Annotated in this window: 16 protein-coding genes; 5 read left to right on the plus strand and 11 right to left on the minus strand. The window is 63.4% G+C overall.

Going from position 1 to position 13,264, the window contains the following annotated elements; genetic code table 11:
- Window positions 1–62: 62 nt before the first annotated feature.
- Both FQP90_RS08765 and FQP90_RS08770 read right to left on the minus strand, forming a co-directional pair.
- Window positions 63–893 carry a phosphatase PAP2 family protein gene (locus FQP90_RS08765; protein ID WP_144649341.1) on the minus strand — a complete coding sequence of 277 codons (831 nt, stop codon included), beginning with the start codon at window positions 891–893 and terminating at the stop codon, window positions 63–65.
- A gap of 82 nt (window positions 894–975) precedes the next feature.
- The gene (locus FQP90_RS08770) at window positions 976–1,440 is read right to left on the minus strand and encodes a winged helix-turn-helix transcriptional regulator (RefSeq protein ID WP_144649342.1); all 465 of its coding nucleotides are present in this window, start codon (window positions 1,438–1,440) and stop codon (window positions 976–978) included.
- A gap of 60 nt (window positions 1,441–1,500) precedes the next feature.
- Between FQP90_RS08770 and FQP90_RS08775 the strand changes: the two genes are divergently transcribed.
- The 4 genes from FQP90_RS08775 (at window position 1,501) to FQP90_RS08790 (ending at window position 5,833) form a co-directional block, all read left to right on the plus strand.
- A complete protein-coding gene (locus tag FQP90_RS08775) occupies window positions 1,501–2,748 on the plus strand; it encodes an MFS transporter (protein ID WP_144649343.1) in 1,248 nt (415 codons plus the stop codon).
- 24 nt (window positions 2,749–2,772) lie between these two features.
- Entirely contained in the window at window positions 2,773–3,867 is a 1,095-nt protein-coding gene (locus FQP90_RS08780; RefSeq protein ID WP_144649344.1) for a pyridoxal-phosphate-dependent aminotransferase family protein, read from the plus strand.
- A 69-nt stretch (window positions 3,868–3,936) separates the two neighbouring features.
- Window positions 3,937–5,019 carry a hypothetical protein gene (locus FQP90_RS08785; protein ID WP_144649345.1) on the plus strand — a complete coding sequence of 361 codons (1,083 nt, stop codon included), beginning with the start codon at window positions 3,937–3,939 and terminating at the stop codon, window positions 5,017–5,019.
- The gene (locus FQP90_RS08790) at window positions 5,000–5,833 is read left to right on the plus strand and encodes a hypothetical protein (RefSeq protein ID WP_144649346.1); all 834 of its coding nucleotides are present in this window, start codon (window positions 5,000–5,002) and stop codon (window positions 5,831–5,833) included. The genes FQP90_RS08785 and FQP90_RS08790 overlap by 20 nt, the downstream gene beginning before the upstream one ends.
- 35 nt (window positions 5,834–5,868) lie before the next feature.
- Here FQP90_RS08790 and FQP90_RS08795 read toward each other — a convergent pair whose 3' ends face one another.
- Window positions 5,869–6,141, minus strand: coding sequence for a hypothetical protein (locus FQP90_RS08795; RefSeq protein ID WP_144649347.1), 273 nt, complete (start codon window positions 6,139–6,141; stop codon window positions 5,869–5,871).
- Window positions 6,142–6,149: 8 nt separating this feature from the next.
- A complete protein-coding gene (locus tag FQP90_RS08800) occupies window positions 6,150–6,803 on the minus strand; it encodes a C2 family cysteine protease (RefSeq protein ID WP_306439392.1) in 654 nt (217 codons plus the stop codon).
- Between FQP90_RS08800 and FQP90_RS23615 the strand changes: the two genes are divergently transcribed.
- Window positions 6,729–6,950, plus strand: a complete 222-nt coding sequence (locus FQP90_RS23615) for a hypothetical protein (protein ID WP_244296636.1) — start codon at window positions 6,729–6,731, stop codon at window positions 6,948–6,950. The two genes, FQP90_RS08800 and FQP90_RS23615, sit on opposite strands and share 75 nt — an antisense overlap.
- A 283-nt stretch (window positions 6,951–7,233) precedes the next feature.
- On the opposite strand, the gene FQP90_RS08805 is transcribed toward FQP90_RS23615, so the two are convergent.
- From FQP90_RS08805 to FQP90_RS08835, 7 genes are all read right to left on the minus strand, one after another.
- The gene (locus tag FQP90_RS08805) at window positions 7,234–7,779 is read right to left on the minus strand and encodes a hypothetical protein (RefSeq protein ID WP_244296620.1); all 546 of its coding nucleotides are present in this window, start codon (window positions 7,777–7,779) and stop codon (window positions 7,234–7,236) included.
- Window positions 7,780–7,970: 191 nt separating this feature from the next.
- A complete protein-coding gene (locus FQP90_RS08810) occupies window positions 7,971–8,390 on the minus strand; it encodes an ATP-binding protein (RefSeq protein WP_144649350.1) in 420 nt (139 codons plus the stop codon).
- Window positions 8,383–8,715, minus strand: a complete 333-nt coding sequence (locus FQP90_RS08815; RefSeq protein WP_089596282.1) for an STAS domain-containing protein — start codon at window positions 8,713–8,715, stop codon at window positions 8,383–8,385. Before FQP90_RS08815 ends, FQP90_RS08810 begins: the two co-directional genes overlap by 8 nt.
- Entirely contained in the window at window positions 8,705–10,693 is a 1,989-nt protein-coding gene (locus FQP90_RS08820; protein WP_144649351.1) for a glycosyltransferase family 2 protein, read from the minus strand. Before FQP90_RS08820 ends, FQP90_RS08815 begins: the two co-directional genes overlap by 11 nt.
- Before the next feature lie 18 nt (window positions 10,694–10,711).
- Window positions 10,712–11,830, minus strand: coding sequence for a PP2C family protein-serine/threonine phosphatase (locus FQP90_RS08825; protein ID WP_144649352.1), 1,119 nt, complete (start codon window positions 11,828–11,830; stop codon window positions 10,712–10,714).
- Between the two features lie 147 nt (window positions 11,831–11,977).
- Window positions 11,978–12,445: a thioredoxin-dependent thiol peroxidase gene (bcp, locus tag FQP90_RS08830; RefSeq protein ID WP_144649353.1), complete on the minus strand. Its 468-nt coding sequence runs from the start codon at window positions 12,443–12,445 to the stop codon at window positions 11,978–11,980.
- A gap of 81 nt (window positions 12,446–12,526) precedes the next feature.
- The gene (locus FQP90_RS08835; protein WP_144649354.1) at window positions 12,527–13,264 is read right to left on the minus strand and encodes a winged helix-turn-helix domain-containing protein; all 738 of its coding nucleotides are present in this window, start codon (window positions 13,262–13,264) and stop codon (window positions 12,527–12,529) included.

The following is a 13,264-nucleotide window of genomic DNA, read 5'->3' on the forward strand; positions in this document are numbered from 1 at the left end:
CGCATCATGGAACTGTTATTTCAGCATACGTAATTTAGTTAAGCTGAAGGATCCGCTTGATGTCAAGAGACTACCGCCCCCTGGCGTCTTGTCCGCACGGTCAGGTAGAGGCGGTGGGCGGTGATGACGAGGGCCAGCCACGCGATGCCGATAGCCCAGGCTGCCAGTACATCCGTGAGCCAATGATGGCCGAGGTACACCCGGCTCAAGCCCATGGTGAGCGCGAAGGCTGCCGCCACTACCACCGTGATCACCCGTGCCCGCATGGTCTTGAGCCGCAGGATGATCAGGTATGCCACGATGCCTGCGATCACGATCGAGTTCAGGGAGTGTCCGCTGGGGAACGAAGCGGAATGCTCGTAGGGCGGGATCGCATCGGCCATGTCGGGGCGGGTCCGTCCGAAGATCGGCTTGCCCAGGATGGTGATCACCAGGGAACCCAGTCCGGCGGCGAGCATCAGGATGACGGGTGTCCATGACCGGCGCCGCGTGGCCAGGAAGATCATGATGCCCACGGCGATGATGGGCATGCCCACTGTGCCGCCGATGTTTGTGTACGCCGTGACGGCAACATCCAAGGCGGGGGAACGGACCGTCTTGGCTGCTGCGAGGACGGGATCGTCCAGGCCGGCGACACCGTCGGCTTCGGTCACCGACTCGTAGACCTCGCCAAACACCGAGGCCAGGCAGAGGGCAACGCCGAGTCCCGCGACGAGTGTGATGACCAGTGCAGCGTAGGGGCCGAGTAATCCGGTAACCCACTCGGCGCTCCGGGCCATGGTCCGGCCGACAGGGGATTTCCAGCGCGTCAGGTCCTGCCCGGCGACGAACCGATCCTGGCTGACCTCGCCCCGTACGCCGGTTTCCACCGACTCTTTTCCTTCAGTCGTCACTCTCGTCCCCTTACCGTGGCGGCCTCAGTATGGTGAGTAACCTTAGCAGTTTGGGCTTGGGGCTTCCTGGTGCTGCGTCCGGTCACGGTTCGGGGTGGTGGCTCACCCTGATGAGCAGCGTCTCCTGCGGTCCAAGCTCGTTGCCGTCTTGGTCAAGGGGGCGCAGTTGTGGGACCGGGTCACCCGTGGCGGGTTCGACCAGGATGGAGTGCCGTTCGTCGGTGCCGAACGCGTTGCGCTCTCCCCATTGCCGGAGGCTGAGGACCAGTGTGAACAGGTCAAGCCCGGCACGTGTGAGTTGGTACTCGCTGCGGGTGCCGCGGTCATTGGGCATCCGGGTCAGCACGCCCCTGTCCACCAGAAGCCGGAGACGGTCCGAGAGGATGTTCTTCGCCACCCCCAGGGACTTCTCAAACTCCGAAAAGCGACGTTTGCCGTCCAGCGAATCCCGAATAATCAGCAGGATCCATTTGTCCCCCAGCAGATCAGCGGCCCTCGCGACGGGGCACTCGGGATCCGTCCAGTCCATGTCGGTTGGTTGCAACATGAAACCATTCTGCCATAGGCTCAAATGGTTGCATATTGAAACTAAACTAGGAGGCGCCTTGTGACCGGCGGTATTCAGACGACATCCAAGCAGGGACTGAGCCGCCGCCTCCTGCTGTTGCTCGCGGTCGTGGCTGGCTTCATGGTGTCCAACCTTTACTACGGGCAACCCCTGCTGGAACGCATCGGGGCGGATGTGGGAATCCCTGTGTCAGGCGTGGGATGGGTGGTGGCGTCGGCCCAGGCCGGGTATCTCCTCGGGCTGGTCTTCCTGGTGCCGCTGGGAGACCTGGTGGACCGGCGCGCACTCATCGCCCTTCAGGTGGGAGCCACTGCAGCAGGAGCATGCGTCGTGGCGTTCGCATCCTCGCAGGCAGCACTGCTCATCGGCTTCATGCTCCTGGGGCTGGCATCGTCCGTCGTGCAGACCATCGTGGCGTTCACCGCCGCCTCAAGCACCCCAGCGCAAAGGGGCGGAAGTATCGGTACCGTCACTGCCGGCGTCGTGAGTGGCATTATCCTGGCGCGGACAGTGGCAGGAGGCATGACGGACCTGTGGGGCTGGCGGTCGGTCTATGTCCTCGCGGCTGTGGCCGGGGCGGTCCTGGCCATCGCAGCTTTCGGCGCGCTCCCGCCGGACCGCCGTGTCCGAGGCGAGGTTGGCTACCGGCGTGCTGTTGGGTCCGTGGTGCTCCTGACGCGCAGCAACCCTGTATTCCGGACCCGGGCGCTCATCACCATGCTCCTTTTCGCGTCCTTTGGAGTGCTGTGGAGCGGTATGTCCCTGCTGTTGGGCAGCCCTGCGTGGAATCTCCCGCCAAGCCTTATTGGGCTCTTCGGGCTGGCCGGGCTCGTGGGAATACTGGCGGCTTCCAGGGCAGGTGCCGCGGCGGACCGGGGATGGGGGCAACGTGTCACAGGAGTGAGCCTCTTTGCTCTCCTTGGCTCGTGGGTGGCGTTGTCACTGGGAAGTTGGTCGCTGCTGTGGTTCATCGCCGGCATCATCGTGCTGGACGCCGCCGTCCAGGCCGTCCATGTCAGCAGCCAGACCATGATCGTGGCCGGCGCCGAGGAATCCGCCAGCAGCATCATTGGCAGTTACATGGTGTTCTACTCCGTGGGCAGCGCAGTGGGGGCCGCAACCGTCGCCCCCGTCTACGACGGGTGGGGCTGGGCTGGTGCCAGCGTGCTCGGGGCATTTTTCGCGTTGGGCGCGCTGGCCATCTGGGGTGTGGACCGGCTCCGGCGCCCCAAGAAGCCCGCAGGGGCGGGTTTGGTTCGCTCCGCCCAGCACGCTGGGGCAGAATGACCTCAACCAGCTGAAGGAGTTCACATGCCAGAAATTCTGACGTCCAGGTTCCTGTTCGGTCCCGGCCCGAGCAATTGCTACCCCGAAGCCATGGCGGCTCTGGCCTATCCCGTGCTCGGGCATCTCGATCCTGTGTTCATCGAACGGCTCGACCATGCGTGCGAAGGCCTCCGGGCCGTCTGGGGGACAGCCAACGCGCGGACGCTCCCGTTGAGTGCCACGGGTTCCGGTGGGATGGAAGCGGCGTTTGTGAACACCGTGTCCGACGGCGACGTGGCAGTCATCGCCGTCAACGGACTTTTCGGGGCACGCATGTGTGAGGTGGCCCGGCGCTGCGGAGCCACCGTGGTGCGGGTGGATCACGAATGGGGTCAGCCCGTGGATGCTGACCGAGTACTCTCGGCGCATCCCAACCCGAAAGTCATCGCCGCTGTCCACGCCGAGACGTCCGTGGGCGTGCTCTCCGACATCGCCGCGCTCGGCGCCGGCAAAGGGGATGCCTTGCTCATCACCGACGCTGTCACGTCCATCGGCGGACTGGAGCTGTTGGCGGACGACTGGGGTATCGACGTCGGATACGCCGGAACGCAGAAGTGCCTGGGCGTCCCGCCGGGGCTGTCGCCGTTCACGGTGTCCGACCGTGCCTTCGAGCGCCGCGTCAAGGATCCGCGCTCCTGGTACCTCGACATTGGCCTGCTCGGCGGTTATGTTGGCGCGGCGAGCGGGGCCCGGACGTACCACCACACTGCGCCGGTCACCATGATCGCAGGCCTCGAAGCCGCACTGGACCGCATCCTGGCGGAGGGCCTGGACGTTGTGCAGGCACGGCACCGCGCTGCGGGCGCCGCTTTGCAGGACGGACTTCAGGCCATGGGGCTGGAACTGTTTGCCGCCGAGGGCTCCCGCCTGCCGAGCCTCACCACGGTCAAAGTTCCCGACGGCGTCAACTCGGCCGCCGTCCGCGCCTACCTTCTGGAGAACTTCAGTATGGAGATCGGCTCGGGCGTTGGGGAGTTCGCGGACACGGTGTGGCGGATCGGCATGATGGGCCCGAACGCCAACAGTGCCTCAGTGACCCTGGTGCTCGGCGCGCTGAAAGAGGCCATCGCGAACGCCTGATTGAAAGGAGCTCGATGTTCGGGAATTTGCACTATTCCGTAGTCAGCGGAAACAGGTTATTATCTGAACATGCATGTAGCGAAGACGTTGGACGCGCCACCAACTGAGGCTGATCTGCCCACGATAGCTGAGGCGCTTCTTCGTGAACGGATCCCCACCGACTGGTCATTGGAGGTAGAAGTCCTGTCCGCAGACAGGCGTTGGGACTCCTGTTTTCTTCTCCGCGCCCCGGACGGTACGCAGACAAAAATCTTTGTCCATGCCAAACGATTGCTGGACGTGCGGGATATAGCCCCCCTTGAGGAGCATCTCGAACGATTTTTGGAGTTCGGCGATTCAATTGGAATGGTAGTTGCGCGGTATTTACCACCATCGGTTCGCGACCGCCTGGCTCAGTTCGGTCTCTCCTACGCTGACGCGACGGGCAACATACTTGTGCGCACGGAGTCACCTGCCCTGTTCGTATCGGATCGTGGCGATGATTCGGATCCGTGGAGGGGGCGAGGTCGACCTAGGGGAACGTTGAAGGGGGAGCCCGCCGCAAAAGTAGTCCGCTCGCTCCTAGATAGAGCTGGGCCCTGGAAGATTCGGGAACTTGTTTCCGAATCCGGAGCATCAACTGGTTCCGTATATCGAGTGATCGAGTTTCTTGAAGGTGAAGAACTCATCAAAAGAACCGAGAATGGTCTTTTGAATATCCCAGACTGGCCTTCGTTGCTCCGGAGATGGAGCCTTGACTACCAATTTCAGAAATCCAACATGACCACGCGCTGGATCGCACCACGTGGGCTCGAGGACCTGCTGAACCGAATGCGTACGAGCTCCGTCCAAGACTACGCAGTGACCGGCTCCATAGCTGCTGCCCACTGGGCAGCCTATGCGCCATCCCGGTCGGCCATGATCTACACGGCTGACCCCATAACGGCAGCAGGCGAGTGGGGTCTCCGCCCAGCAGAATCAGGCGTGAATGTCCTACTCGCAAAACCGGCATACGGAGTTGCTTTCAAGGGAGTCATCACCCGCCAAGACGGTCTACAGCTGGCGGCACCGGCACAGGTTGCCGTTGACCTTATGACAGGGCCAGGGCGGGCTCCCTCCGAAGCCGAAGAATTAATTGATTGGATGGTGCGGAATGAACAGCTCTGGAGATAACGGCGAAGATTTGCTGATCCGCGCTCGTTCGGTGCTGCTTGATGCGCTTGAAGCACTGCATGAGCACAAAGATGCAGTCATAGTTATCGGGGCTCAGGCCGTCTATCTGAGGACGGGCGGCATTGATGTGGCTTTGGCTGAAGCCACGAAGGACAGCGATGTGGCTGTAGATCCCCGACTATTGGGGGACGATCCGCTTCTCGAAGACGCCATGAGGGTCGCAGGTTTCGTACCTTCGGCGACCGGCCAGCCGGGCGCCTGGATCAGCTTGGACGGCATTCCGGTTGATCTGATGGTTCCCGAGAGCTTTGCTGGGGCAGGCACTCGCGGTGCAAGGATACCTCCGCATGACAGACGCGCAACCCGCCGGGCCCGTGGGCTCGAAGCCACGCTGATTGACCACAGCGTTCTTGAAGTCCCTGCGCTTGCTCCCGACGATAGCCGTGTCACGAAGGTCAAGGTGGCGGGCCCGGCCGCTCTGCTTGTTGCAAAGCTTCACAAGCTTGCGGAACGGATCGGGACGCCGCACCGTCTGCTGGACAAGGATGCGCACGACGCGTATCGAATCCTGCGTGCCATAGACACTGATGATCTGGCAGCTGGGTTTGATCGCCTCTTGGCAGACAACGTCAGTGAGGAAGCGACCAAAGAAGCCATCGAGCACCTTACTTTGGTTTTTGCTTCCGGTCCGGAAGCAATAGGGTCCCTGATGGCGGGCCGCGCCGAAGAAGGCCTCGGCGATCCAGAACTTGTGTCCATGTCAGCGTCAATTCTGGCCGCCGACTTGCTGGAAGCTGTGGGCCCACAAGGGTAGTCAGTCTTCCGGGAAGTCTTTGCCAGCGCCGACGCTCAAGCGGTGAGTCGACCGCCGTCGTACGTTAAAGTCGCGCTGGCCGCTCTGTTGCCGTCGGCGGGTTGGATCGAGGTGACCGTCAACAGGCCAGCGCCCGGCAGGGTGACCGACTGGCCTTCGCGGAAGGCCTGTTTCCGCTGTTGTTCGGCGGTCCGGATCCAGAACTGGATAGCGGGAGCACCGTCGGCGATGCCGATCTTGACCACGCCAACCTTGACGCCGTCGAAGGTGGGCTGCATGCCTTGCTTGACTGTCACGAGCTTTTCCACGGCCATCCTTACTTCACGTCCACGGAGTACACGGAATCGAAGTTTTCCTTGTACTCATCCTCGGTCAATTCCAGCGTGCCGGATTTGCGGTCGTCGTCGCCTTCCATGTAACCGCCGGAGGGTCCCCACGGGTTGGCGAGGACGATGACTTTCTCGCCGTCGTCGTTGGTTTTCACATCAACCACAACGTACGCGTGGTTGGGAACCACATCGGTTCGGTTGACTTCGTCGGACTCCCAGACCCAGTCGAAATCGTCGTCCTTGACGTCTTCGGTGCCCACGGAAATGGCCTGCCCGTCCGAGAGCTTGTCCTCGATCTCGTCCAGGTCCAGCTCGCCATCCTTGTCGGCGGACTGGCCGGTCATCAGCTCCATGGCCTCGTTGCTGAAGCCGCCGTCGATGTCGTCATAGGAGCCGCCTCGGTGCTCAGCGGCCGCGCGCTCGTAGATGGAAAGCCAGTTCGGTTCGCCGTCGGCACCGCGGACGCCGCCCTCGGTGGACTTGGCCTCCACAGTGGCTTCCACGGGTTCGCCGTCCTCGTAGAGGGTGACCACCCAGTGCGTCGGAGGATCACCCACGGGACGCATGTGCTCCTCGAGGAATTCATCGAGCTTGCCTTCGCGCTCCAGGACCTGGGCCACCGAACCAATACCCGCCAACAACCAGCAATCGCCAATCTGACCTTGGTTGATGTCGCTGGGGTCGCCGGCGTTGGGATCGTCGCGAACGTCGCCGGGAACATCGACGTCGGGCGTGTCCGGGTCCAGCGGACCGGGGTCGCCGGGAGGGTTCGAGTCGCCCTTGCCTGAGCCGCCCGAACCGGAGTCACCGGAACTGCTGGTGTCTTGCTGGTCCGCATTGCGCTCCAGCTCACGTGCTTGATTCTGCAGTTCGGCAGAGATCTTTTCAGCATTGGCCGGTGCTCGGAGTTCCAGGAAGCCCGAAATGTCGCGGCGTCGCGGCCATCCCAGCGGGCGTTGGTGAGGAGGTTGCCCAGCTCAAGGGACAACGAGGTCATTCTTTCTGAGTGCCTGGACATCGTCTTGGCGAGAGCCCGCAACTGTTCAATGTCAGCACCATAAAATCCCGGCATTACTTGTCCCCCTGAGATAGCTCGTCCGAATCGCACGTCTCGGAGGCCACCGGAACGGTGACGTCCAGGAAGGCAGGGCTCTTTGACTGGATGGTGACGGTGGCGCCAACGCTGTCCGTACTGCGGGCCACTACCCAGCCGCCCGGGACTGGGTCAGTGCCGTCAAATGCTGGGAACCCGTGCTTCTTGAGGACGGGATCGGCGGCAGTAAAGACCTCTTCGAAGTTCCTTGAACGCTCCACAATGTCCGCGCTGCTTTTCATGCTCTGCGGGGAAAACACGCACCTGCCGTCTTGAGTGCGGCTCATGCGTGCCGGATCATCCACAGACCAGGTGATGTCCGGCATCTGCTGCTCCAATGCGGCAACGAGGTCAGCGCGCAGGGAGTCATATTTTGCTTTGCTTTCCGCGAGGGGAGCCGGACTGGCGGTGACGGGAGGCGGGCTGCTGGGTTCCCGGGTGGGTCCATCGGGCGTGCTGCCGCAGCCCGCAGCGACGGCCCCCACCAACAGGGCAGCAGCCAGCGCCCAAGGCTTTCGGTGCATGCGGCGGTTCATGTGGTCCCCAGTTTCAGTTAGTGCTCGACGGCGGTCCTCACCGAATGTTGTCACGCTGGGTTGCGCTTGACGATGGGGAGAACACCCCTCGGGAGGGGTGGGATGTGAGAGAGGGACGGGCGGGGAGGGGTGGGATGTGAGAGAGGGACGGGCGGGGAGGGGGTGGGATGTGAGAGAGGTCAGGTGTTGCGGGTCAGGATCCAGGTGTTCGTGCCGTCCTGGCGTTCGAACGTCACTGTGGTCACCAAGGCCTCGATCAGCGCCAACCCACGCCCGGACTCGGCGTCTTCGTCCGGCATGGAAGCCTGCATGTCGTTGGCGAACGGTTCGCGGGCGTTGAACGCGCTGACCCTCGCCACTAGCCGGGTGGGACGGACGCTGATGTCGACGTCGATCTCCACGGGCTTCTCCGCCACCGGAAGGGCGTGCTGCACAATGTTGGCCGCTGCCTCGATCACTGCGGTGGCGAACGTCATCCGGTCCATGTCCGGCACGAAGGAGGCATCGTCCCACAGGCCGTCCAGCTCATTGTGGATGGCCTCGATTGCGTCGTCGTTGGACGGGCCATGGAAACCGCGCCGGGCTACAACCTCAGTCATCTCCGAACGCCTCCTCGGCCGAGGGGTACGCAGTGAGAACCCGATCCATGTTGGTCAGTTCCAGGACCATCTTGACCTGCGGCTGGACACCGGCGATCCGGAGGTCACCGCCGGCCTGGCGTGCTGCTTTGAGGCAACCGATGAGGGCTCCAAGGCCGGAGGAGTCCATGAAGTCCGTCTCGGCCAAGTTGACCACCACGCGGCTTGAACCGCTGGCTACAACCTCATTCACTACCTCGCGCAGTTTGGGCGCGGCCACCATGTTCAGCCGGCCTACGCTCTTCACCTCCGCGTAGGAGTCCTTGACCTCATAGCTAAACTGCATCTGCATTCCTTTCCTCCGGGCGTTCCGGCCCACCATGCTCGGGCCCATTTTCAGGCACAAAACCCTTGTACAAAACTGCCTTGACCAGCACGCTCAGGACCACAAGGTCGAACGCCACCCAGGCCACGTTTACCAGTGTCCCCAGCGGCTCGGACATCCCGGCAAGAAGCCGAATAATCCCCACAACCAGAGCCACTGCAAGCAGCACGGCCACGATGATTTGCGGCCGGATAAGGCTCCAACTCGGCCCGCCGCTCTGCCGCGCCTTGGGGGTGACCGCGAACCCTAGGGGACGGCCGAACCACACGTTGCGTGCCGCCGTCGTGCAGGCCTTGATCCACGTGGGGAACAACGCGAGGCTGTACTGCTGCCCGCGCCAGGTGGGGATCCCATGCCCGGCCACTACGAACAGCAGTTGGTTCACCACCATGAACGGGATGAAGCGGATGAAGAAGTCGTAGCTCAAGCTGCTGACCGGAAGGATGCCCAGCGTCAGGTAGATGATCGGCGCGGCGAAGTACACCACGGCCGCGAAGCCGCTGAGGTAGCTCCACATGGTGGAGAAGTACATGAGCCGTTGGCCCCACGTCAGCCGGCGCTGGACCAGCGGATTTTCGCGAAGGAGTACCTGCATGGTGCCCTGGGCCCAGCGAAGGCGTTGGGTCAGCATGGTCTTGAGGTCCTCCGGTGCCAAGCCGTTGGCCAGGATTTCGTGGTGGTACACGCTCTTCCAGCCGAGGGAGTGGATGCGCATTGCCGTTGCCATGTCCTCGGTGACGGAGATGGTGGCCAGCGGCATGATGGGCTGGGCTTCGTCGGTGCGTTCCACGGAGATGGCGTCCAGGACGGCGTGCACGGATTCGAGCGCACCCAGCGGCGACCAGTCGCGTCCGGACATACGGTCGACGGCGTCAGTCGCCACAGTTGTGACGCCTCCCTCGCCGACGTGGGCAAGTTCCATCGCGGCGATCTCTTCGAGGTCGGCCTGCAGCGCGGAGAAGTCGGCGGCCACCAGGGTGCGTACGGCGTCGTCCACTTTGCGGCGTACGCGGTACGTGATCTCGCTGAGGGAGGCCCCGGCCTCCAGCTCGGTTTGGGCGGTTTCCGTGGCGGCCTCAACCTGGTTGAGCATCTGCTCCACCAGCGGGTTTTTGGCTTCGTCCGAACGCCGTGCCTTCTTGATGGCGGAGCGGGATGCGGCAAGGGCCCGGCGGACGCTCTTTTCCGTGGCTTTGACATAGCCCACCAGGCCCAGTTGCATGAGGGCTTCCCGGCGGAGGATCGCGTTGGATCCGCAGAAGAACGCTGCGTTCCAGCCGTCCTTGCCCTGCTGGATGGGTCCGTAGAACAAGGGTGCCTGGCTGCCCAGGGGGTCGTCGGCAGGGACGTTGATGAAGTACTGCGGAGTCTGGACCAGGGCTACGCGGTCGTCGTTAAAGTAGCCCAGCGTCTTGTCCAGGATGTCCGGTTCGGGGATCTGGTCGGCGTCGAGAATCAACAGGTACTCGCCTGAGGTGACCATGAGCGCGTTGTTCAGGTTGCCGGCTTTGGCGTGCCGCGGCATGTCGGGCGTCCAGTCGGCGCCTCGCGTCACGTAGCCAATGCCATTCGACTCGGCCAGTTCGCGCATCTCGGGGCGGTCGCCGTCGTCCAGGATCCAGGTGCTGTGCGGCCAGCGGATGTCCTTCGCGGCCAAGGCGGTGGTCATCACCAGGTCCAGTGGTTCGTTGTAGGTGGTGATGAAGACATCCACGGTGGCGGTGTCAGGCGCCGGGGGTGGTGGTTTGCGGATCTTCAGGTTCCACACCGTCAGCCCGAACAGCATCACGTCAATGAGGCTGTACGTCTCGGCAATCACCAACGGAACGGCGATCCACCACGCCTCCCAGTTCAGTGACGCCAGCCAGCGCCAGGCAACGTAATTGACGCCCAGAATGACCGTGAGGACAACGAAAAGCCGCGTCCAGAAACGTGTCACAATCCCCCCTTTGTGGCCTTAGTGCGTTGCGTCAGGTTTACGGCGAACGACGACGGCGGTTACGTCGTCTTCCGCTGTAGCCGCCGGTGCCAACTCCAGCAGGGCGGCGCAAACGTCCTCCGAGGTGTCTCCGCTGCGGGCTGCTTTCTCCACGTTCACCATGAAGTCCTCCAGGGAGTCGTGGGCGTCCAGCACGCCGTCGCTGACAATCACCAGCGAGTCTCCCGGCTCCAGGTCCAGTTCCGAGGCCGGCCAGTGCTGTCCGTCCAGGATGCCGACGGGCGGGCCTGCCGATACGAGCCTCTGCGCCGCTCCCTCAGCCGGAATGTGCAGTGCGAGTCCATGACCGGCGTCGATATAGCTGAGCTTTCCGGACGCGCTGTCCAGCCGGGCGTGGAACATCGTTGCGAAGGAGCCGGACTGGTCGAGGTCGGAGGCGATGGTGGTGCTTGCAGAGCTGAAGGCGTCAAAGATGGCGGGGGTGTCGGCAACGGACCGCATCACGGCGCGGACGGTGGCGGCGATCAACGCGGCCCCCATCCCCTTGCCCATCGCGTCAGCGAAGGTCAGGTGCATGCCGTCGCGTGTCTGGTACCAGTCGTAGAAGTCCCCACCCACGCTGCGCGTCGGACGGAAGGCGCCAGCGACGTCGTATCCCTCCAGCCGAACTGTTTCGCGGGGGAGGAGGCTGTGCTGCACCACAGCCGCGCGCTCCAGTTCGTCGCTTTGGTGCGGATCCTCGGCGGGAGCTGCGGGCGTCCGCGCCCGGCGGAACAGGGCGCGGATGCGTGCCTGGAGTTCCTTGGGGCTGAAGGGCTTGTTGATGTAGTCGTCGGCACCGGTGTCCAGACCGTTGAGGCGGTCGATCTCATCGGCACGGGCGGTGAGCATCAGGATGTAGGCGTCCGAGAATTCGCGGAGGCGGCGGCAAACTTCCATGCCGTCGATGTCCGGGAGGTTCACGTCCAGGGTTACGAGTTCGGCATTGGTTGTGCGGACAGCTTCGACGCCGGAGAGGCCGTCGGGCGCCTCGGTCACCACGAAGTCGAGCTGCTCGAGGACCAGGACGAGGAGGCCGCGGATGTCGGCGTCATCTTCGACGACTACAGCGTGGCGTACAGGTGTTGGGGAGACCATGGCTCCATTAACTAATGCGGCCGGGCTTTTGTCACGTTTAGTCAAGACATATGTAACGCCCGCTCACGTTAAGTGAGCGGGCGTTACAGGATTTGTTCAGTTATGTGAGAGAGGGATTCCCTCAGACGCGTGGGATGTGAGAGAGGGTTAGACGCCCAGCTCTTCCTTGAGCGCCTGGACGTGGCCCTGCGCGCTGACCTGGTACTGGGTGAGCTTCACAGTGCCTTCGCCGTCGAGGACAACGGTGGAGCGGACCAGGCCTTCGACGATTTCGCCGTCCACCAGCTTCTCGCCCCAGGCTCCGTAGGCCAGTGCAACCTTGTGGTCTTCGTCGGAGAGCAGCGGGAAGGTCAGGGCGAATTCACCCGTGAACTTGGACAGTGCTTCCGGAGCGTCCGGGGAGATCCCGATGACGTCGTAGCCGTTGCCCTGCAGGCTGGCGAGGTTGTCGCGGAAGTCGCAGGCCTCGGTGGTGCAGCCGGGGGTGGCTGCCTTCGGGTAGAAGTACACAATGACGTTGCGTCCGCGGTAGTCGGACAGCGAGACCTTGGTGCCGTCGGCGTCGAGCAGCGCGAAGTCAGGTGCTTGCGTTCCGACGAGGAGTTTCTGGGTCATGGCGATCCTTTACGTTTCACCGGCAAACGGCCGGCATTGGTCATTCAAAAAACGGATTGTCTAGAAGACAGAACAGCGAACTTAGATGCTGTATTCCGCAGGTCCGCGCACTGTGGCATAGGGCCCTGGCACGAACTGGTAGCCGCCACCACGGACGGTGGCGACGGTGTGTCGGGCGGAGCCTAGCTTCCGCCGCACCCTTCCAACATAAACGTCGATCGAGCGAAATGCCGCGCCGGGAAGGTCAAATGACTCCAGGAAACGTTGCAATTCTTCACGACTGATGGCCCGTGAGCAGTTCACCACGAGGTAGCGGAGCAGCTTGTATTCCATGCCAGTAAAGGCCACGGGCTCGCCGTCCAGCAGCACTACTTCAGCGGCGAGGTCCACCGCAAGTTGGCTGCGGCGGCTCGCCAACGTTACGGGCTCGACGGCGGTGCTGCCGCCCGCTGGGGCGCCGTCGCCGCCGTCGGAACCGGTCGTGGAACGGGCTTCCGCGAGGGCTTCGGCGAGCGAAAGAGCGCTCGTCCCTCCAGAGGTGGTACCGGCGTCGGCGGCTTCCTGCGGAGTGCCGCCCCAGGAAGTGTCGCCGACGCCGGAGTGCTGTGCCCCGATGGCGGGCCAGATGCGGACTTCCGCCTCCGGGGCAAGTTTCATGGCACGGGCCAGCACCAGTCGTGCTGCCCGCTCCCAGACCTCAGGATCGATCTCGTCGCCCTCGGCCGGGTTGACCCAAAGTGCCAGGCCGCGCGCGTTCAAGCCGGGCCGCCGCGCGGAAGAACCGCGCGACGGGGGCGGCCCGTAGGCATTGACTGCCAT

Source organism: Paenarthrobacter nitroguajacolicus, assembly GCF_007786235.1.
Lineage (GTDB): Bacteria > Actinomycetota > Actinomycetes > Actinomycetales > Micrococcaceae > Arthrobacter > Arthrobacter nitroguajacolicus_A.